General features: G+C 70.6%; 15 protein-coding genes and 1 pseudogene. 1 reads left to right on the forward strand and 15 read right to left on the reverse strand.

Going from position 1 to position 19,515, the window contains the following annotated elements:
- Nucleotide 1 precedes the first annotated feature (1 nt).
- The 15 genes from FNH08_RS08365 to FNH08_RS08435 all read right to left on the reverse strand — a co-directional run bounded on the left by FNH08_RS08365 (nucleotide 2) and on the right by FNH08_RS08435 (nucleotide 18,799).
- The gene (locus FNH08_RS08365) at nucleotides 2–1,117 is read right to left on the reverse strand and encodes a DUF4417 domain-containing protein (protein ID WP_152770760.1); all 1,116 of its coding nucleotides are present in this window, start codon (nucleotides 1,115–1,117) and stop codon (nucleotides 2–4) included.
- Nucleotides 1,114–2,436 (reverse strand): ParB N-terminal domain-containing protein, encoded by a 1,323-nt coding sequence (locus FNH08_RS08370; protein WP_152770761.1) that lies wholly within the window; start codon nucleotides 2,434–2,436, stop codon nucleotides 1,114–1,116. The genes FNH08_RS08365 and FNH08_RS08370 overlap by 4 nt, the downstream gene beginning before the upstream one ends.
- Nucleotides 2,437–2,493: 57 nt before the next feature.
- A complete protein-coding gene (locus FNH08_RS08375; protein WP_152770762.1) occupies nucleotides 2,494–3,483 on the reverse strand; it encodes a replication-relaxation family protein in 990 nt (329 codons plus the stop codon).
- Entirely contained in the window at nucleotides 3,480–5,894 is a 2,415-nt protein-coding gene (locus FNH08_RS08380; protein WP_228033983.1) for a type IV secretory system conjugative DNA transfer family protein, read from the reverse strand. The genes FNH08_RS08375 and FNH08_RS08380 overlap by 4 nt, the downstream gene beginning before the upstream one ends.
- A 27-nt stretch (nucleotides 5,895–5,921) precedes the next feature.
- Nucleotides 5,922–6,437 carry a hypothetical protein gene (locus tag FNH08_RS08385; RefSeq protein ID WP_152770763.1) on the reverse strand — a complete coding sequence of 172 codons (516 nt, stop codon included), beginning with the start codon at nucleotides 6,435–6,437 and terminating at the stop codon, nucleotides 5,922–5,924.
- 295 nt (nucleotides 6,438–6,732) lie between these two features.
- Nucleotides 6,733–7,764, reverse strand: a complete 1,032-nt coding sequence (locus FNH08_RS08390; protein WP_322724008.1) for a C40 family peptidase — start codon at nucleotides 7,762–7,764, stop codon at nucleotides 6,733–6,735.
- Nucleotides 7,765–7,773: 9 nt separating this feature from the next.
- Nucleotides 7,774–8,427 (reverse strand): hypothetical protein, encoded by a 654-nt coding sequence (locus FNH08_RS51710; RefSeq protein WP_228033984.1) that lies wholly within the window; start codon nucleotides 8,425–8,427, stop codon nucleotides 7,774–7,776.
- Between the two features lie 84 nt (nucleotides 8,428–8,511).
- On the reverse strand, nucleotides 8,512–11,055 hold the full coding sequence (locus FNH08_RS08400) for a hypothetical protein (RefSeq protein WP_152770764.1): 2,544 nt from the start codon (nucleotides 11,053–11,055) through the stop codon (nucleotides 8,512–8,514).
- Entirely contained in the window at nucleotides 11,052–13,652 is a 2,601-nt protein-coding gene (locus tag FNH08_RS08405; RefSeq protein WP_152770765.1) for an ATP-binding protein, read from the reverse strand. Before FNH08_RS08405 ends, FNH08_RS08400 begins: the two co-directional genes overlap by 4 nt.
- Nucleotides 13,653–13,683: 31 nt before the next feature.
- On the reverse strand, nucleotides 13,684–14,286 hold the full coding sequence (locus FNH08_RS08410) for a hypothetical protein (protein WP_322724009.1): 603 nt from the start codon (nucleotides 14,284–14,286) through the stop codon (nucleotides 13,684–13,686).
- Nucleotides 14,283–14,609 (reverse strand): hypothetical protein, encoded by a 327-nt coding sequence (locus tag FNH08_RS08415; protein WP_152770766.1) that lies wholly within the window; start codon nucleotides 14,607–14,609, stop codon nucleotides 14,283–14,285. The genes FNH08_RS08410 and FNH08_RS08415 overlap by 4 nt, the downstream gene beginning before the upstream one ends.
- A gap of 25 nt (nucleotides 14,610–14,634) precedes the next feature.
- The gene (locus FNH08_RS08420; RefSeq protein WP_152770767.1) at nucleotides 14,635–15,735 is read right to left on the reverse strand and encodes a conjugal transfer protein; all 1,101 of its coding nucleotides are present in this window, start codon (nucleotides 15,733–15,735) and stop codon (nucleotides 14,635–14,637) included.
- Nucleotides 15,735–16,013: a hypothetical protein gene (locus tag FNH08_RS08425; protein WP_194238417.1), complete on the reverse strand. Its 279-nt coding sequence runs from the start codon at nucleotides 16,011–16,013 to the stop codon at nucleotides 15,735–15,737. Before FNH08_RS08425 ends, FNH08_RS08420 begins: the two co-directional genes overlap by 1 nt.
- A gap of 112 nt (nucleotides 16,014–16,125) precedes the next feature.
- Nucleotides 16,126–17,067 carry a hypothetical protein gene (locus tag FNH08_RS08430; protein WP_194238418.1) on the reverse strand — a complete coding sequence of 314 codons (942 nt, stop codon included), beginning with the start codon at nucleotides 17,065–17,067 and terminating at the stop codon, nucleotides 16,126–16,128.
- Between the two features lie 1,231 nt (nucleotides 17,068–18,298).
- Nucleotides 18,299–18,799 (reverse strand): hypothetical protein, encoded by a 501-nt coding sequence (locus tag FNH08_RS08435; protein WP_152770768.1) that lies wholly within the window; start codon nucleotides 18,797–18,799, stop codon nucleotides 18,299–18,301.
- Nucleotides 18,800–19,226: 427 nt separating this feature from the next.
- On the opposite strand from FNH08_RS08435, the pseudogene FNH08_RS08440 reads away from it, so the two are divergent.
- Nucleotides 19,227–19,515 (forward strand): annotated as a pseudogene (locus FNH08_RS08440) (hypothetical protein); the annotation flags it as partial.

A 19,515-nucleotide genomic window follows, 5' to 3' on the forward strand; every position in this document is an offset into this window, starting at 1 on the left:
TTTACGGGGATTGGCGGCCCGGCAGAAGTGAGGCCATGAACTGCACGGTGGCCGCGAAGGCGTCCGCCGGCCGGGCGTGGATGTCCTCGCGCCCGTTCGCGGTCATGATCGCTCCGTGCAGGGCGTATTGATGGGGGTTCTGGCTGATCAGGGTCAGGCGGTTCCCGAAGAGCGCCACGACCTGGGCGATCCGGTCGACGCGGGACAGGCCGGTGAGGATCACCGGGAGATCGGCGGGCAGGTTCTCGGCGAGCCAGTACAGGCCGGGCAGGGCCCAGGTGTCCCAGTTGTTGTTCTCCCGCACCGTCTGAACGTTCACGGCGATGGCCGGCGGGGGTGCGTCCTCGATCCAGGCGGTGTACCGCTTGAGGTCCTCCAGGCGGAACCAGTACACGTTGGGGACCGCGGCCACGCCGGCGTCGGCGAATTCCTGGGCGATCAACAGGCAGCGGCGCATGTTCAGCAGGTGCTCGGTGCGGGGCCAGTTGCCGTAGATCGAGTAGTTCGGGGAGAGCACGAGGTCCCATCCCTGGGAGGCGATCTCCTCGACCAGGCCGTCGCGCTTGCGGTAGGTCCAGAAGGCCTCCACCAGGGGATCTTCGCCGTAGCCGACGAGCACGGCCTTCTGGCCCTCCCGCAGGGCGAGCGCCTCGCGGGCCTGCTTGCCGGCGAACCGCGGGTAGATCGTGTGAGTGTCCGGGCTGAAGACCCGGCGCATCCCGACGCCGTAGGCCGGCCACCGCAGGCTCGCGTCGAGTTGGGTCACGGCGGAGCCGTCGGTCATCGGAATGAACGCCGGCAGGTCGGGCAGCTCTCCGTCGATCACGATGTCGTCGAAGGCGAGTGTGCCGCCGACGTCGCCCATCCACCGGGCGATGTCGGTACGGCTGCCGCAGCGGATCGGGCAGCCGCCGCACGCGTTCGTGGGCGCCCCGGCCTCGGTCGCCGCGCAACCGCAGTAGGAGCAGTCGGAATTGCTCCCCGAGCACAGCGGCTCCACCGTGGCCGGACCGCCGCGCCCGTCCGGACCGGCCCAGAAGGCGCAGGTACGGCAGTCGCAGCCGCGGCCCGGCAGCGGCAGTCCGACACGGGGCGTGGGCAGGGAAATGAGGGTCATGCGGCGTGCTCGCTCTCTTCGAGGCGAGGCGTCTCCTCGCCGAGGTGCTGGGTGAGTTCGCGGGTGGCCAGGCGCAGCGAGCCGAGGTCGTACCGGCCGACCTGCCGGCCGGTACGCAGTTCCGCGAGCAGGGCCCGCAGGCCGTCCAGCGCGCCCCGGACCACCGCCGCGTCCGCTTGCGGCGCCGGCGGTTCCGGCTCGTCGGGAACGTCGGACTCTGCCGGCTGCACGAGAGTCCGCGGCTCGCCAAGTGCCGAGGAGACCGTGGGCATGCCGCTGCTGGTCTCGGACACGCCGTGAGACGACGGAGCCTCGGTCTCCTGCCCGGCCTCCTGCTCCGGCACCGGGTCGGGAACGCGCGTGAGGGCGGCGCGGCGGCTGGCGTTCGCCCGCTCCTGACGGTCCTCGGCGGTTTCGATGATCTGCTCCGGCTCGAGCTCCGGCGACGTCAGACCGACGTTCACCGCGGTGGGCAGCAGGTGGAGCCGCGAAGTGTTCTTGAGGGCCGCCCAGATCTCCGAGGCGGCCGACTCGCGGCCGCGCAGAAGCGCGGCGAAGCGAATGCGCGTGTTGAGACGGATGGCGGCTTCGTCCATCTCCTCGGTCAGGTCGCGCGGCAGTTCCCGGAAGGCGCGCACGAGTTCCGTGGCCTTGCGCTCGGTCAGCTGAAGGCCGAGCCGGGTGAGGACTTCCGACCAGGGCGCGGCACAGGACTGGTCGGTCCCGCGGATCTTCTCCAAGGCATTGAACCGCTCGACCGAGTCCGTGATCGCGTAGACCTCGGCCGGCACCGGCTTGCCGGCCCGCAGCAGTTTGCCGACCAGGACAGCACACCGCTGGTACATCAGCGCGGCCGCCTGTTCCCCGGGGCGCAGCGGTTCGCGGGCGAAGTTCTCGACGAACCGCCACATATGGCGCTCTTCGTCGCTGAGGGGACCGGGGCAGACCACCGCGGGCAGCGCGGCGAAGTGCGGGTTGTCCGGCAGATGTGCGGCACCCCACCGCATGGCGCGCAGCCGGCGCTCGCCGGTGACCAGGCGGATCACCGGCGCGCGATCGGCGACCGCGATCTCTTCGGCGAGGACGGGCTCGAGCATGCCGACGACCGACATCGACGAGATCAGGTCGGACAGCTCCTCGGGGGCAGTCGCGTCCCCCGGCTTGCGGCCCTGCGGCTCGGTGAAGGCGGCGCCGGGACCCTGCAGGGGCAGCATCTCGAAACGGCGCTGCCGGAGCTTGGCGCTGCGCTGCAGAATCTCGGCGAGCTGGATCATGTTGCTGCCGGTGGGCGCCGCGTCCTCCAGGGTGGAGGTGCTCATGGGCTGGGTATCCTCCCTACGGCGGATCCTGGCACGGCCCGAACAGGCCGGTCTGGATCACTGGGCGTGCTTGAGGTACAGGTCGGTGAGTGGCGGACGGTCCTCCGGTGTGCCCCGCAGCAGCACGGTGAAGATCGGCTCGAACGGACCGCGGTCCTGGAGCAGTTGAAGCGTGGTGACGCCGATCTGCAGGCGCCCTGCGAGCCGGGACAGGCGGGGGTCGGCCCGCGTGAGGGCGTACAGGTCGGAGGTTCGCGCCTCGAGCCGGGCTGGCAAGGTCGGCGTTCGCGGCCCGTCCAGAACGACCAGAAGCCGGGGGAAGACCGGGTAGGTGTACTGCCAGGCCGGGCGGCTTGAGGCCGCCGAGCGGCGGGAGCGGTCCGGATGCTGCGGGACGTACTCGAACAGGCGCCCGTAGGCGGCGACTTTCGCGGCCAGCCGTGCCGTGGTCATCGTGGCGCGGTCGACCTCGATGAACGTCGTGAGCATCTTCCGCCGTCCGTGGGAGAGGTCCACGTAGTGCAGGACCGCGTCGGAGATGACGTGGTCGTCCTCCACTCGGCGCTGTCCGTCGCGGATCCGGTGCGCGACCTCGGGCGTCCAGTCCAGGGGCCCGCACTCGTGTCTCAGGCGCGCCGCGTGGCGGACGAATGCCAGTCCGGCCTCGTTCACAGCCAGCGTGTGGGCCTGACGCGAGCCAGCGACTGACTCGGGGGTGACGCGGTAGAGACGGGATGGCAACTCCCCTGCTTCTTCCACCGCGGCCGCGCCGTTCTCGGTGAGAAACCACAGGTAGGGCAGGTTCCGCCGGTTCGGGCCCCGAGCCTCGCCCTGGGCCCGCATCCGATGCACCAGGCCCGCGTCGCGCAGCTCGTTGAGCTGGTTGAGCAGGTAGACCGGGCGGGAGGCCTGGGGCGTGAGCAGCTGGTGCATTTGGGGCGTCGACATCACGCGGTGCTGGTACAGCACGTCCAGTGCCATCTTGGCCAGGGACGTGAAGCTCTTGTGGCGCACCGGTACGGCGGCGCTCTCGGTGAGGATGGTCATGCGAGTTCCGTATCCGTGCTGGCGGGTCCACTGGCGGAGCTCGGGCGGGGCGCCGGGCTGCTGACGACGGTGCCCGGCTTGTCGGAGACGCGGTCAGCGCCGGCTCCCGAGGCCGATGGGCCGCTGCCCGGCGCGGGCTTGCCGGCTGGCTGCTGGTCATCCGGGTCGGTGTCATCCGGAGGCGGCGGCGGGAGTTTGCTGACGAACCCCTTGATCCGGTTGTCGAGCTTGCGCAGGTCGTCGAGGATGTCGCGGACCCTCCGGCGCTGGAGGTTCTCGTCGACGGCCGCCGACAGCGCGGGAAGATCCTTTTCCCGGTAGTACTCGGCATAGAGCTCGTCGACGCTGGCTCCGCGGACGCGGAACGGATCGGTGGGTCCGTCCTCCAGCGTCACGGACATCACGTAGTTGTAGCGCTGGAGCTGGGTGATCGTGTAGGGGTCGACCAGCTTGCCCCACCGGCGCGTGACCATCTGGGCCTCGTCGACGTCGGATCCTGTCGTCGACAGCAACGAGAGGTTCTGCAGCAGGCCCTGACGGGTCGTGGGTGTCAGCCGCTGGGCCATCTGCGTCATGGCGAGGAGCTTCACCTTGAACTTCCGCAGTTGCTCCGCGATCTGGGCCAGGGTGCCCTTGGAAGCGCCGTCGACGGCGGTGAGCTCGTCGATAAAGGCATAGAAGTCCTTGCGCTGATCCGCCGGCACATCGCGCCGAGCGAGGCCGGCACGGAACAGATCGTAAATCAGCAGGGAGCTGATGATCCTGTCGGTGTCTCCGGTGCCCGAGGTGCAGATGAACACGATCTTCCCGGTGTCCATGGCGGTCCGGATGTCGTAGCTCGACGTGCTGGAGCCGAGCAGCGCCTTGATGGCGTTCGACGAGTCCAGCCGCTCAATGATGTTTGTGACCACCGGCGTTGCATCCCCGGGGTACTTGGGGAAGGTCTTGGTCCAGAAGTCCCGCAGCTCCTTGGACAGGTAGGGCACGATCGTGTCGCGCCACTCCTCGTCGCTGAGGATCGTCCGGATCTGGAAGACCGTCGGTGCCAGCCCGGGCTGGTTGTTCCGGGCGAGCAGAAGTGACAGCTCCACCAGCGACTTCACGGCATTGGTGAGGATGGTCTTCGCACGTCCGGCCGAGTCTCCCCAGTTCAAAGCACTGGAGAACCCCGTGACGATGTACTGCACGATGTCGGGGATATCGGCCTCGTGGCGGTTCTGCATCGACAGCGGGTTCCACGAGGCGACCATCCTGTCCAGGTCGGGAGAGGTCAGGTCGATCTCCCAGATCCGGTCCATCAGGTGGTCGTGCGCGAGGTACGGGCGGGCGCGCTGCCAGCCGTCCCCGTGCGGATCAAGGAAGAGGACGCCGTGACCGCAGTGCGCGAGCGCGATCGCCTGGACCAGCGACATTTCCGTCTTACCGAAGCCGGCCTTGCCCAGGGACAGCGCGAACAGCAGGTAGACCAGCGGCACGCCGGCCAGACGCTCGCCCCCTCCCGGCTTCGGGACCCAGCCCAGCGGCATCAAATCCGGCTGGCCGGTCCACGTGGGAAGGTTGGCCGGCGGAGGCGGCACCGTTCCTCCCGAACGGGCAATGTTCGCCGCCGAGTTGTGCTTGGTGGGCGGCTTCAGCAGCCCGGCGATCTCGGCCGCGGTCACCCAGCCGTGGCGACGCGGACTGAACGCCCCCGTCTCGAAGCGGCTGTCGAAGCTGCGCCGGTACAGCAGCGAGTCGGACCGCACCCGGGTGACCCCGAGGTTGAGGCCGACCGGGCGGAGATGGTTCTCGCCGGACCATGCCTCGAGCGCGGCCAGGACCTGATCGAGCAGCAGCCGCGCCCTGTGCGGGTCGGCGGAGCAGGTGCGAACCAACAGCTGGAGGTCGAACACCGGGGCCGCACCGGGAAGGAACTTTCCCATGGCGGCCTTCATGTCCGAAGTCCGCGTAATCCGCAGCATGGAGTGCCGACGCGACGCAGGACGTCGGCCCTGGTTGCCGCGCATCTCGGCCGCGACCTCAGCGCCGATCGCGGACAGGCCCTCCAGACTGAAACCGGTGCCCGGCTGGCGCGGGAGCCCCGGTATGGCGGGCATGTCGCTGGGACGCCGCCGGGCCGCGGCAAGCAGCCGGCTTCGTTTCCTGCCAACCTTCGCCGGCGAGACCGGCACGAGGTCCAGGACCAGGTCGGCGCGTTCGCCGAGGTCTTCCCGGACGTCGGCTACCGCGGAGGCCATGGCCTGGAGCGGGTCGGGCTTGAGGGGCATGTCGCGCAGGGCGAGGTGATCCGGCAGCGCCAGGGCCAGCTCGGCGCGGGCCACATGAATCTTCCTGGAGGACGGACGGCGTGGGGGCGGTGTGTCCTTGGAGAGGGGCACCGGCGGGCCGGGCTGTTCGGGAGACTGCGTCATCGCGTGTCCTTCAGTACGGGCGGGCTGTCACGCCGCCGCGGCGAGAGGCTGGGCGGCCTTGGGCATGACGCCCAGGCGGATCTTCGGGGGCTCGGTCTGGCCGGCATCACCGGTGACCGCTCGCAGTTCGCAGTTCGCGTAGCCCTGGTGGCGCAGGACCGAGACCGCCCGGGTGGGGCCTTCGACACGCAGGGTCAGCGGGCCGCCGGTCGACATCAGCCGCACGCGCACGGCAGTGCCGCGGGCCGGCAGCAGCCAGCGGGAGGCGTTCTGCTGAGCCCGCGCGAGCTGCTGGGCGAACCGCAGCACGTCCTCCAGCACCGGATCGAAGCCGGTGGTGGGCAGCACTTCGACCGCAGACCGGTCTCGCAGCGTCGGACGGCTCAGCAGCCACCGGGCCAGCTGCCCGACGAGCACACCGACGGCGGCCAGGGTGAGGACCCACCAGGCGTTCTCCATAGCCCAGTCCATGGCGGTCTGCCCGTACTGCGGCAGCTTCCCGGCTGTGTCGATCAGCTCGTCGATCACGTCATTCGTCGTCATCGTGGCCTCACCGGCGTCCGGCGGGGCGGACGGGGACGGGACATCGGGTACCTCCTGAAAGCCTTCGGGGTGGCGGATGTCTATAGGGGTGCCGAAACGCGCCGCCGTGTGACATCCGGTGAACCGTCTTTTCGGAATCGCGAGGGCGTGCGGGGGCGCGGACCGTGCGGGGCCGGCGCACGCCGCTCCACGAAGGGGCGTCTTGTCGGCCTGAAGACCCGGTGGCAGGCTTTGGTCTGCTGGCTATCGGCCAGGCACCGCGACGAGGCGGCCCGAAGGCCGCCTGGCGGGTGGGTCAGCCGATGTGCCGCATGGCGACGATCTGCGACGTCCAGTAGGAGAGCGGCTTGATCCGCACCTTCATCCCCGTCCGCGGTGCGTCGATGACCTGACCATTGCCGAGATAGAGAGCGACGTGGTTGGGGCTCGCTCCGCTGCCCTCGGAGAAGAGAAGGTCTCCCGGGCGCAGGTCGTTCACGGAGCGGACGGGGCTGCCTTCGTTCACCTGGTCGTAGGTGGTGCGGGGCAGATTGACGCCAGCCGCCGACCACGCCATCTTCACCAGGCTCGAGCAGTCACAGCCGTTGCCGCTCTTACGGTCGTAGGGCCGCTTGCAGTTGCCGCCCCACTGGTAATAGGTGCCCAGAGCATCCTGAGCGGCGGCGATGACGCGACCGGTCTTCCCCGACCCCGTGACGGTGCCGCTCCCCTCCTGGACCGCGTCGGTCCACTCAGCGGCGAGATCGCGGATCTTCTTCACGTAGTTCCGGGCCTCGTCGTACGGCGGGATCCCCTTGTACTTCTGGACCGCGTACGCGCCGGCGTTGTAGGCCGCGAGCATGTTGTCGGTGGCGTCTCCAGGAACCTCATCGACCAGTCCGGCCAGGTAGCAGTCGTAGGCGACCGCGGCCGGCACGGCGTCGGCCGGGTCCCACACGTCCTTGTCGCCGTCCTTGTCGCCGTCGACGCCGTGCGCCTTCCACGTGCCGGGGATGAACTGCGCGATCCCGTCCGCGATCGGCGCACCGGTGTCCGGGTCCTTGGACTGGGCGTCCGGGTTGAAGCCGCTCTCGCTGTAGAGCTGAGCGGCGATCAGCGCGGGCGTGACCTCGGAGCATCCGTACTCGCTGATGCCCTGGTTGATCAGGTCGACGAGCCAGTCGGGGACGCCGGCGCTGTCGGAGATGCTGCCGCCGAATCCGGCGTTCTGCAGGTCGTCGCTGCTGTTGTCGCTGCCGATGACGTAGGCGATGCCCATCAGCAGCACGCCGATCAGGATGCAGAAGGACAGGGCCAGGTACCCGACGGTCTTGAGGAACTTGTTCACCGTGCGCCCTTACGCGTTGGGGAGCGCGGTCACGCGCCAGCCGGAGGAGTCCTGGCGCAGTTCCAAGGCGAGCTGTTCTGTGCTGTGCTGAGCCGCTCCCTTCTCGGGCGCGACCACCAGGTCGTAGAAGACACGGGCATAGGCAAGGCCGTTGCTGGGAGGCGGGGCTCCGTCGGGCAGCGCGACGTGGGTGACCTTGGCCGTGACACGGGTGCCGGTGGCTTTCCACTCCTGCCATTGGTGCGCCGAGCGGGTGCTCGTCTCGCGCAGGTCGGTGGCGAGGTCTCCGCTCGCGTAGGCAGCGGCCCGGCCGCCGGCGTCGCTGAAGGCGGTGTCCCGCCGGGCGTCGTGGCTGGCCCAGGCGATGGTGAAGTTACGGGCCACGTCAACTGCTTCGCGCGGCAGCGTTTCCGTCGACGTTGTACTCGGGGTGGGAGAGGCCGACGAGGGGGCGGTGGCCGAGGGCTGGGGGCGGCCGGGCCCTTCTTCGGGGGCCGGGGTGGGCCGGTTGGTCGTCGAGGGCGCCGCGATGGCGCCGTCGGAGGGGGAAGGGTCCGCTGGCGTGACGAGCAGCGCGGCGCCGAGAGCCGCCAGGAGCGCGGCGGCCACGAACAAGGCGATCGTGCCGGCGGTACGCGGCCGGCCGGGCCCAGGAGCGGACATGAGAACCCCCGTGAGGTGAGCAAGGAGAAGGTGGAGGAGCGGCGGGCTGCGTTCCGGGGCGCAGGGGGCGCCCCGGAACGGTGGTCAGCTCGAGCGCCGAGGCGGCCCGGCGGGGCGCGTGGCGCGGCGTACGGTGCGCGCGCGGGCCGGCGGGGCAGGTGGCGCGTCGTCGCCCTTCTTCTTCGGTGGTGTTGCGGCGGCCGCGGCCGCCGCGGAGGCGGCACCGCTGGGCGCCGACGGCGGCGGCGTGGAGCCGCTCGTGGACGGCGAGGCAGAGCCCGTCGCGGGCGGGGCACCGGGCGTACGGGGTGCGGCCGCGGAGATCCTGGGGCCGGACGTGCTGGTGGCCTGGGCAGTACCGAACGTGGCGGCGAAGCCCAGTTGGGCGTTGGCGCTGCTGCGCGCGACGAACCGGCTCGCAGTGGCGACGTTGCGCCGGTACTCGTCGGCGAAGGCCTTGGCTCCGTCGACCTTCTGTCCGACGCGGTTGGCAGCCCGGTCCTTGGCGGCGGTGAGTTGGGACTTGACCTGGTTGGCGCGGGCCGCCGCCGCGGCGCCGCCCCGCTTGGTCGCCGCCACGCCGCGAGGGATGCCGACGGGGGCGCCCACGGTCGCCAGGGCCGTGAACTTCGTGGCCTTCCAGCCGTACTTGGCCGTCGCGGCCGCGACCTTGCCGGTCGCCATGGTGGCCCGGCCGCCGCGGGTCTGGGACATCTTGTTGGCCGCGGCGGTGGCCAGCCGCTTGCGCAGCGCCTGCTTGGCCGCGCCCTGGGCCGCCACCTTGGCTGCGGCCGAGGCTCCACCGGTGCCGACCGCCGCGGCCGCGTTGGTCGCCAGCCGCGCGGCGGCGCGGACTCGTCCGCCCTTGCGGCGGTTCTGCGGGGGACCGACCCACATCTGCTTGGCGCTGCGGCCGGCCTGGGCGAGCGGGCGGGACACCTTGCGGGCCTCGCCCTTCGCCTCGCCGAACAGCTGCTTGAGCCCGGGGGCGGTTTCGGCGTAGCGGCCGAAGGAGTTGAACACGGACTGCCGGCTGCCGCCCACCCGGGCGTTGGCCAGGCGCCGGTTCAGGTTGACGGCGACCTGCCGGGCGGTCTCCTTGATCTTCTTCTGGCCGACCAGGCCGGCGACCGCGGCGACGTCGATGACGATGAACTTGACCGCGAGGACCTTGCCGGTGTCGGCGTCGATCAGCGCCAGGATGACCACGATGAACACGCCCAGGAACAGGATCGCGAGGGCAACGCCGAGGATCGCCTTGGTGATTGCCGAGAACCAGCGCCACAGCACGGCGCGGCCGCCACCGGGCAGGATGCCGGCGGCCAGGGCCCAGTGGCCGCGGATTCCTTCGAAGGCGACCCAGCCCTGGGAGACGAGGAAGCCGCCGGTGACCAGGACCATCAGGATCGACACGATGACCGCGGCCAGGGCGACGAACGCGGCGGAGAACGTCTGGTCGGCGGAGGCCTTCTTGGCGTCGCCGTCCTCGACTTTGCAGACCTTGGTGAAGTGCTCGCCCGCGTTGAGTAGCTGGTCGTTGTAGGTGGCCCCGCCTTCGGTGTTCTGCAGGTTGGCCTCGGCGTCGAAGAAGTTCAGGCCGCGCTGCTCGTAGTTGTATTTGATCAGCGAGGCCTGGGCGAAGGCCTTCGCGCACTCGCCCTCGAAGGTCTTGCCGTACAGCATCAGCTGGGTCGGCTTGACGATGAACGCGTCGACCAGGGCGTTGGTTATCGGGCGGCTCACGTCCTTGGACGTGGCCTGCCCGTCGGGGTTGTCCGACAGGATGAGAGCAGAGACCTCGAGCGAGAAGTCTCTTGTCTTGCCCAGCAGCCCGTCCTCGGACAGCAGCATCGTCGACCCGCCCGGGGACGGTTCGTCGTGTGTCCCGAGCAGAACCTGGGCCGGCGACAGGAGCACGGTGGTCGCGAGCGCGGCTACCACCAGCGACATCCCGGCCTCGGCGAAGCCGCGGCTGCGCTGCTTGAACAGGATGTGCCAGGCCCCGTAGGCGAACGCGAAGACCTGGAACAGCCCGGGCAGGCCGAGCCGGTTGATGACCTGGTCGCGCAGGGTCGTGGCGATGTCGTCGGCCGGCCCCACCATGATCTTGGCGAGGCCGAAGCCGAGCGCCCAGTCGATCAACCAGCAGCTGAAGCCTATGAACCACTTGCACACGCCGAAGAACAGCTGGGCGAGGATGTTCCACAGCTTCAGGTCGATGTCGTTCCAGTCGCCGGTGTCGGCGTCCACGCTGTAGGCGGAGATGGGTACGCCGTACTCGTCGGTGACATTGAAGGGTTGCAACAACCCATCGCTGGCGTCCTTCGGGGTCTTGCTCAGGTCATCGATCGGCTTGTTGTCCGGGTTCGCAGCGGGGGTGACCCCGGGCCGCGGCTGCATCGGGTCGTAGGTGTCGTCGTCGCTCGGCTTGTCCGCGCTGCCGCCGGTCCCGGGCGTCGGGGACGGGGTGGACCCGGGCGCCGTGGGAACGGTGCCGGGCGCCGGGTTCGGCTCCGGGTCGGCGAAGGCGACGGTCCCGGCCAGGGCGAGGAACAGTGCCAGCGGTATGGCGATCAGCCAGATCCGCAGGGCGCGCCGCGAGAGCCGCGGCCGGCGGGGCGGCTTCATGCGAGGGCCCCCTCAAGTGGCAGTACCTCGACCGCGGCGCCTGTGTCCTCGTGCTGGCCGGGGGTGGTGTGGATCGCCTCGGCCGCCAGCTCGTCGGCGGGGATGAGGACCTTCATGCCGGCGATGCGCTTGCGCAGGTCGCGGTAGAGGCATTCGCCGGCGCGCAGCTGCCGCTCGGCGTCGGAGAGGTTGAGCGGGCTGAGGTTCTCGGTGATGAGCTTGATCATCTCCGGGTCCGCGGGGTCCAGGTCGATGAACTCCAGGCAGCGGGCGGCCAACGGCTTGCTGCGGTGGCGGAAGACGAATATGTGGCTCAGCAGGGCGCGGATCTTGTCGCCGATCTCGCTCTTCGGCCCGATGTCGTACGGGTCGTGGCTGCCGGCGAAGGCGCCGGCGTTGTGCTTGCGCCCGTCGGCGATGATCTCGAGCAGCAGGTTGGAGCCCTCCGCGCTCGAGGTCAGCCACCAGCACTCGTCCAGGAACACGCCGCAGAATTCCTGGGGGTTGGCGAACGCGATCTCCCGGCACAGGGCCGTCATCAGGTACATGAGCCGCCAGCCGAACCTCTTCTCCACCTCGAGCGAGGGCAGACGGTGCTCGGAGAGGTCTTCCTTGCTGGGAAGGCCGAGCCGGTCGACGGCGAACACGATCGAGTCGGCGTTGGTGATCTGCACGACCGGCAGGGTCGGGTCGAAGATCACCTTCCCGAGGTCCTTCTTCGCCAGGGCGCGCATCGTGCGCACCAGTTCGCTGGCCGCGGCCCGTACGGCGGCGTCGTTGGGCTCGTCCGGGTCGACCGTCTTGGCCCGCTCGGCCAGGGTGTTGATCAGGGAGGTCATGCTGGGGTTGGGGCCAAGGCGTGTGGCCTCGATGGCCTCGGCGAGCGTGACGCCCTCGATGGACATGGACGCGATGTCGAGCAGCGGGGTCAGGAAGCTCTCGCAGTACCGCGCGGCCCGGGGACCGCGGAAGACGCGCAGGGGGTCGAGGCTGACGCCGGCGGTCTCGTCCACCCGGATGATCTGGGTGGTGCCGGGGCACGCGGCGGCGAAGCGGGACCACTCCTGCTGTGGGGTGCGGTCGATGACCAGGGCGCGGCCGCGGCTGTTGGCGTACCCCTCGCGGTGGCCGGTGGAGAGGACGGAATACATCGCAGTCTTCATGGCGACGCTCTTGCCGGATCCCAGCTCGCCGACGAAGGCCGCGGAGGCGGAGGCGTTGACCCTTGGGCCGTGCGAGAAGTCGATCAGTACTGGCCGCACGCCGCCGCCGTTGAGCTGGAGCCCGTACAGCGAGCCGGAGTCGTCGCCCAATGAGGCGCCGCAGAACGGCATCGCCATCGCGAAGTCGCGCGCCAGCATGTACTGGGTGAAGTCGAGCAGGGGCTTGGGGGTGCGGGTGCCGGGGAGCATCGCGTGGAAGAGCGCGACCTGGTCCCCGATCGGACGCACCATCGTGTAGTCGTTGCCGCCGAAGTGGTTCTGCAGGGAGGCGGCCTTGTCGTTGGCCTCGTCCGGGGTCGCTCCCCACACACAGGTGGCGATGGAGGCCCGGATCTCCACCTCGGTGGAGGAGGAGGTCAGCCGGTCGCGGTACTCGTCGAGCGAGAAGCTCGCCTTGTCCAACGACGCCGGTACGCCCGCGGTCTCACCCTCGTATTCGTTGCGCTGGTGGGCGAGCTCCCGCTGCTGCCTACGGGATTTGGGCTCGGCCGTGGAACCGGACTCGATGTGCATCCGGACCATCCAGTCGACGGGGAAGCCGAAGTCGTCCAGGGCGGCGAGGTATTCGCTGCCGGGGAACCGGAACGCCTCGGGCATCTCGGACAGGACGGAGAAGGCCTGGTAGCTGGAGCCGTGCTCGGTGGTGGCCTTCAAGTACCGGCGCCGGAACGGGTTGGTGGGGCCCTTGCCCTCCCGGTCGCCACGGCCGCCTTCGTCAAGGATGACCTGCGTGTGGGCAGCGACGGTGTGGCCGCGGCTGCGCAGGGCGCGGGGCGCGCCGTCCTCCGGCAGCAGCGGCTCCTCCAGGCCCCGGCGGGCGCTGTGTCCATAGATCCAGAGGATCTCCGCCTCGGTGGCCGGCCGGAGCCTGATACCGGAGGGCCAGGACGCGGACATACGGCGGGCCTGCTTGAGGCGTTCAGCCTCCTCGCGGACGCTCACCGGCGGCACCGGCAGTCCGAGGGCGGACATCACTTCTGCCTGCGCCGAGGAGGCCACGGCCCGGGTGGTCTGCTTGAAGTCGGTGTGGGCCAGCGGCAGGGCCATGAAGTCGATCCGGCCGGTGAGTTCGAGCTCCTCCAGCTGGTCCAGGACCTTCAGACTGAGATCGATGTACTCCGGCGACTTGTCCCAGTCGACGCCCGAGGTCATGCGCTTGACCACGGATGCCGCGTCCACCTGCGGGCACAGGCTCAGCAGCAGGACCTCACCGCGCAGCGCCTTGAACAGTGACTCGAGCGCGTCGAGCCGCTCCCTCTTCGTCGAGCGGGAGGCGTGCGTGTAGTTGTCGGTGTCGACACGCCATACGCCCCACACGGTGGCGTTGGTGGTCCAGATCAGGTGGCCGCTGACGTGACGGACAGGAAGGCGCATGGCGTCGGTCCTCGATGAGAGAAGGCAGGTCTTACTGGGCGGAGCGCCGGGCGTCGAGGGAGGCGAGTAGTTCCTCCAGCTGGGTGCGCGGGGCGACGTGAGGCCGGTCGGCCAGGGTGGATACGGCGGCCGCGGCCGGCACGGGCTGCGGCCGGCGGGCCGGCTGGGCGGAGGCGGGCAGCGTCGCCGCACGAGCGGCCGGCGCCTTCTGCGGCACCGGCGCGGCAGAGGAGGGCGCGAGGATGCGGACGGTGCAGTGACCGCGGACCAGACGCGGCCGCGGCGTGTGCTGCGGCCGGCCCGCGAGCCGGCCATCCGCGGGCGTCGAGGTGTAGACGAGGAGGCTGCGCAGGGCGCGTGCCGGATCCCGGCCGTCGATCCGCGCGTAGCGCAGCACCCGCGCCAGCCCCCACGGGAACGCGATCATGATCACGACGTTGCCGACCCCGAAGTGCGCCCACAGGCTCTGCGTCAGGGTGAGCGCCGCGAACACGACGACCATCGTCACGATCTGGGTGATCGTGTAGGGGCCTCCCGGGAGCCGTCCGGCTCCCGGGAGCTTGCCGATGACCAGCGGGTGCTTGCGCGCCCGGGTGTAGGAGTGGCCGACCAGCTCCTCTTCGGAGGCGCTCACAGCGACCGCCCGCTGGACGAGCCGGGGGGAAGCTGGAGGACGTGCGACGTCGGAGCGGAGCCGGTGTCCTCGATCTCGGAGCCGACCTTGTTCTGCAGGATGGGCAGGTTGACGATGCCCCACAGCACCAGCGCGGCGAGGAGGAAGGCGACCAGGGTGGCCACCCAGCTCTTCGTCTTCCAGTACGCCATGGCGATCGCGACCAGGGCCATGGCGCTGACGACCAGCTTTACCAGGGTGATGATCTGGTTCGTCTTGAGCGTGGCCCAGTCCATGATGTCGCCGGCCAACACGACGGTGTTCGGGTCGGACAGGGGATGCATGTGCGTTGCCTTTCGTGAGATCGGGTCAGGAGACCGACGGCGACGGCGAGGAGGTCGCCGAGTCGTCGGAGGTGGTGGGCGCGCTGGGGACGGCGGAGGGCGTGCTGCTCGGGCCGAGCGCCGGGGCGTCGTCGAGGGCGGAGACCTCCCAGCGGCCGGCACGGGCCTGCAGAGTCAGGGCGTAGGCCAGCGGGAAGGTGTTGCCGTCGCTGTCGGTGGCGTCGACGGTGACCAGCAGCTGCCGCTTGGAGCCGTCGGCCGGCACCTTCTGGTCGGCGCTGTCACCGGAGTTGTCCTCGACGTCGGTGATCTTGACCTCGGTGTAGGGCGCGGGAGCGACCAGCTGGAGCTCGACGCCGGGGGAGGTGTAGCGGTCCAGCTCGCCGTTCCCGGCAAGGAAGGCGTTGAGGAACGCGGCCGCGGTCTGCGTGGCCGGGTCCGAGGCGCCGCTGCCGCGGGAGGTTCCGTAGCCGAGGCCGCCCGGCGTGAGTGCCTCGGGAGCGGCCACCTGCGCCGGCAGCGACACCGCGGTGTACCCGACCTCCGCGCCGGTGTCGATTGCCCCGCCGGCCGAGCGCGGGCCGATCGCCTGGATCGCGACCCGGTAGTACTGAACGCCCGCGTCGCGGTAGGAGTCCTTCGAGGTCTTGGCCGCGATGCTGGCCGCGACGGTCACCGACCAGTAGCCCGGGCTGATCTCGTGCGAGCCGATCGCCGCGGTGCGCGTTGCCGTACGCGTGCCGGGGTCGTGGGTAAGTGCCACCGAGCCGGCGTAGTACGGGGCGAGGTTCGCCTCCGTGCCCTCGCCCGCCTCCAGGTAGGCCGCGACGAACAGCTGGGCGAAGCCGGACGGCCCGGTGTCGGAGGCCTGCCGGGTCTGCGGGGCGGTCTTGGTCGCTCCCTGACTCGGAGATGCGGAGGAGAGCAGGGCAGCTGAACCCAGCAGCGGGCCGGCGGCGATGACGACCCAGATGCCGAAGCGTGCGAGCCGGGCCATCCCGGACATGCCGGCGACGCTGGACTGCCAGCCGGTCTCGTCGTCCTCGGCGGTGTGGTGTCCGACGGCCTCGTCCTGGACGGAGGGCTCGGCCCAGTCCCCCTGTACTGCTCGTCGACGGCGGAACATCACGATGCCCTCCGCGCGACCTGGCTGCCGAGCAGGGCGCTGATCCGCTCCCGCAGTTCGTCGGGACTGCGGGACAACAGCGCCTCCCAGGACTGCAGTGCCGGTTCCGACTCGCTGTCCATGAAGTCGCGCAGGTCCGCGTGGACCTGGCGGTCGAGCGGGTTCAGGACGAGCGCGGTGGCAAGCCCGGTCAGACGACGCCGGGCCCGGGCGACGCGCTCCTCGTCGTCGTCGAGCGGTGGGACAGAGGGACCATGCGGGTGGGGAAGCGTGGACACAGCGGTACTCCCGGTCTCGGATCAGTAGAGGGGGGATGAGTGCGCCTGGGCGCCGATCAACCACTAGGGGTGTGGTTTTGGCCCGCCGTGTGACATCCAGCGGGGACGAAGTTCAGGCCGCGGCCAGGTAGTAGGCGTCCAGGTCGGCGCAGCGCAGCGGCCGCACCGCGCGACTGGCGCGCTGGCGCAGGCGGGCGCCCTCGGCCCCCATGGCCCTGGTGGTACGGATTGGACGCCCCGGATCGTCCGAGGAAGCCAGGTAGTAGTCGGTGATCCGCTGGGCGTCGGAGACCGTGAGTGCTTCGGCATCGACCGCCCACATCACGAGAGCGAGAAGGTCTGCGCGGGGATCGTCAGCGGCCAGCTCCGGCTCGTTCTTGCCCACCAGCTCGAGCTCGGCCGCGCGGGCCAGCAGTTCGGCCAGCGAGGCCTGCACGTGAGGATCCTCCACCGCGGGAGGCATCACCCGGATGCGCCGGTCGCCGGCGAGCGGAGACACCGAAGCGGCGATCCTGCGCAACTCGCCGCGGCTGTCGAAGTCGGCGGCCAGGGTCGTCTGGGCGAGCGAGAGGGTGTCCATGGAGAGGTTCGCGAAGATCCCGTGCGGCCGCCGCGCGACCGGGTAGGTCCGCACCACCTCGAACAGGCAGCTGAGGACTGTGGAGATCAGGTCGTCCCAGTCGATCGCGGAATGCATCTGCGTCCGCGCGATAGAGATCGCCTTGGGCAGCAGAGCGCGCACCACGATCCGCCAGGCGAGCTGCCCGTCGAACGTCTCCGCGGTGGCCCGCTCGAGAAGCACCGCGAGAGCGCGGTCGTACCCGTCGAAGTCGCCCCGGCGGCGGAACGCCGTCAGCCGGTCGATCACGTCCTGGGGAGCGGCGATCCCGTCGAACTCCGGGTGCTGTGCCGCCCAGGCGGCGACGTGGTCGGCGGCACGCAGGTCGCGGCAGAGGACTTCCCAGTCACGGTTCATGCGCTGGACCGTGCCGTTGGAGCCGTACTCGGACTCGGAGGAGCCGGCGGCGAAAGAGCCGTGATTCTTGGTGGCCACGTCCGTGTCCGTCCTTTCACGTCATCCGGTTGGGATGGCGCTCACGCTCTCCGGACCCCCCTTGTCGTCGGCCTGATCACGGCGCGCAGCGGAAGCTGTCAAGGCAAAACGCACGACGGCGGAGGACACCGCGAGTCGGACAAGGGGATCGGCGACAAGGGGTGAGCACCACTCGACAAGGGGCGCCGACAAGGGGTGCGCGCACCGGCGGGTGCGCACCGCACAGCCGCACGGCATTTGACGGTGCGGTGGTGCGGTGCGGTCCGTGCGCGGTCGCGTACCGGCTCCTCCCGGTGGTGCGCAGCGGCTCCGCACCGAGGAGTGCGTACCCGTGCGCACCGCCCCGGCCGACTCGGCGCACCACCGGGAGGAGCGCCGCTCGACCCGCCTGCCCTCCGTACGGACCGTGACCGCACAGCGCCGAGAGGGGGAGGAGAGATCTCCGTCCCCCGGGCCTGCATCCGCCTGCACCCCCGAGGTCGGCGGAGCACTGTCCCGCACGCGCCACAAGGCCGGAGGCCACGCTCGGCACGGCGAAACCGCTCCTTGGCCGACTCGACAAGGGGTGGTCAGGCCGTCGACAAGGGGTACAGCGCCAGGACGCAGGACTCGACAAGGGGTCACGGGCGCTGTCGGCCGAACTCGACAAGGGGTACAGCGCGGAACTCGACAAGAGGTCCCTCCGACACGACCGCCGCCTCGACAAGGGGTCTGCCGTACTGCTCCCGTACCTCGACAAGGGGTGCACGCGGACACGCTGTGTGACGCCCGGGGAGCGCCGTCGTCGTCGGCTCGGCTGCCCGTACCGTCTGTCCGACGGCCCCGCACCTGCCCCGGTTGGACGGAACTGGATCATGTCCCGCACCGGTGCGGTGCGGACCGCCAAGGCCGCGCACCGCACCGGTGCGCGAACGTGGTGCGGTGCGGACGCCGGCCACAAACCGCACCGCGGCGCACCGGTGCGGTGCGCCGCACACGAAGATCACCCGCGGGTGGTACGCCGACCCATTTGGCGCACCGCACACCGGCCGCGCTTCGGTCGACGCGGTGCGGTCGTGCGCACTGTGGCCCGGAGCCGTACCACCTCCGGCGGCGATGCGGTGCGGGCGGTTCGTCCGCCGAGCTTGCTTCACGCGGCGGCGGTCGACGGCACCGACCCGTAGGCCCGATCCGGTGCGTCGGCCTTCGACTCCGCGCCACGAGAGGCCCGGGCGGCCGAGCCGCACCGCGGTCATGCAGGCCGGAGCGGGCCGTGCGTGACACCCGCGCCGGCAGGGTGCCACCGGGTGCGGAGTACCGAAAGCCGCTCCGACAGCAGAGAGCGCGCCGTGCGTTCGCGGGCCTGTTCGGCGGCTTCGTCCGCCGCACGCTCGGCATCCGCACGCGTGCGGTACCGGTGCGCACCGCGCATCCGTGCCGCGAACGCCAGGTCGGCCTCCGCCGCGGCCACCTCGCCGTGAGCCAGCAGGGCCAAGGCTGAACGGCGGGAGGTGAAGACCGCGGTCTCCGCGATCAGCCGGGCCAACGACGCCACCTCGTCAAGGGTGGCTCCGTCAGCGCGAACGCGAGCACTCGCCTCTTCGACCTCGCGCCGCAGGGCCGACTCGGCCTGGACGACCACCCGCTCGACGTCGCTGAGGTTGTCCACCTCGGCCTGCCCGGCGGCCGCCGTCAGTACCGCCTCGCGGATCTCCGCCTCGGCAGAGCGCCAGGTCGCGCACGCCGTGCACAAGCCCGCCGAATCCGACGCACCGCACCCGGCGCACGGCACCGCACGACGGGCCTGTTCGGCAGCTTCGGCCTCGGCCCGAACCTGAGCGAGATGGCCGCCTGACGAGCGGCCCGCTCGACGGCGGCCCGCGCATGCCGGACCCGCGTTGTGACGCCAGCCCATGGATCCTCCGTACTCGCAAGATGGCTGGTGATTGGCGGCCTCCGGCGGGATGCCGGCGACCGGTGCTGGACGGCGGGTTGTCGGCGGGCAGTTGGTCGGTGATCCTCGGCCCTCGGTACCGAACGCGCGGAGGGCTGACCTTCCGTACCGGCGCCCGCCGGGATCACTCCTCGCCGTTCGCGTCCTCGTCGTAGGGGCCGAAGAGCGCGTCGTCCAGGTCCTGTTCGTTGGCGAGCGGGCCGCGCCACCGTCACCGGAGTCGGCCATGTTCACGCTTGAGTCGCGCCACTTCCAGGTCCCGGCCGCCCTCGCGGCCGCCTTGCTCACTGCCTCTTCTGACCAGTCACCCACCAAGGAGAACCGCATGACCACCGAGGCGAGCCCCGCCCTCTGGGTCGGGACCTTCCACGGGCATCACAGGGGGGCCAAGGTCGTCGCCACCGCGACCCGCACCGACTCCGCCCCGCTCCCGTACGGCTGGGAATGCTCCTGCGGGATCGGTCAGCGATTCCCCACCGAGGACGGCATCTTCGACAGCGCATGGCGTCACACCC

The organism is Streptomyces spongiae (assembly GCF_009377185.1).
Lineage (GTDB): Bacteria > Actinomycetota > Actinomycetes > Streptomycetales > Streptomycetaceae > Streptomyces > Streptomyces spongiae.

What these genes read in the sequence shown, in the direction of transcription:
- FNH08_RS08365 (WP_152770760.1), bottom strand. Translation starts at nt 1,117, where the DNA reads ATGACCCTCATTTCCCTGCCCACGCCCCGTGTCGGACTGCCGCTGCCG.
- FNH08_RS08370 (WP_152770761.1), bottom strand. Translation starts at nt 2,436, where the DNA reads ATGAGCACCTCCACCCTGGAGGACGCGGCGCCCACCGGCAGCAACATG.
- FNH08_RS08375 (WP_152770762.1), bottom strand. Translation starts at nt 3,483, where the DNA reads ATGACCATCCTCACCGAGAGCGCCGCCGTACCGGTGCGCCACAAGAGC.
- FNH08_RS08380 (WP_228033983.1), bottom strand. Translation starts at nt 5,894, where the DNA reads ATGACGCAGTCTCCCGAACAGCCCGGCCCGCCGGTGCCCCTCTCCAAG.
- FNH08_RS08385 (WP_152770763.1), bottom strand. Translation starts at nt 6,437, where the DNA reads ATGACGACGAATGACGTGATCGACGAGCTGATCGACACAGCCGGGAAG.
- FNH08_RS51710 (WP_228033984.1), bottom strand. Translation starts at nt 8,427, where the DNA reads ATGTCCGCTCCTGGGCCCGGCCGGCCGCGTACCGCCGGCACGATCGCC.
- FNH08_RS08400 (WP_152770764.1), bottom strand. Translation starts at nt 11,055, where the DNA reads ATGAAGCCGCCCCGCCGGCCGCGGCTCTCGCGGCGCGCCCTGCGGATC.
- FNH08_RS08405 (WP_152770765.1), bottom strand. Translation starts at nt 13,652, where the DNA reads ATGCGCCTTCCTGTCCGTCACGTCAGCGGCCACCTGATCTGGACCACC.
- FNH08_RS08415 (WP_152770766.1), bottom strand. Translation starts at nt 14,609, where the DNA reads ATGCATCCCCTGTCCGACCCGAACACCGTCGTGTTGGCCGGCGACATC.
- FNH08_RS08420 (WP_152770767.1), bottom strand. Translation starts at nt 15,735, where the DNA reads ATGTTCCGCCGTCGACGAGCAGTACAGGGGGACTGGGCCGAGCCCTCC.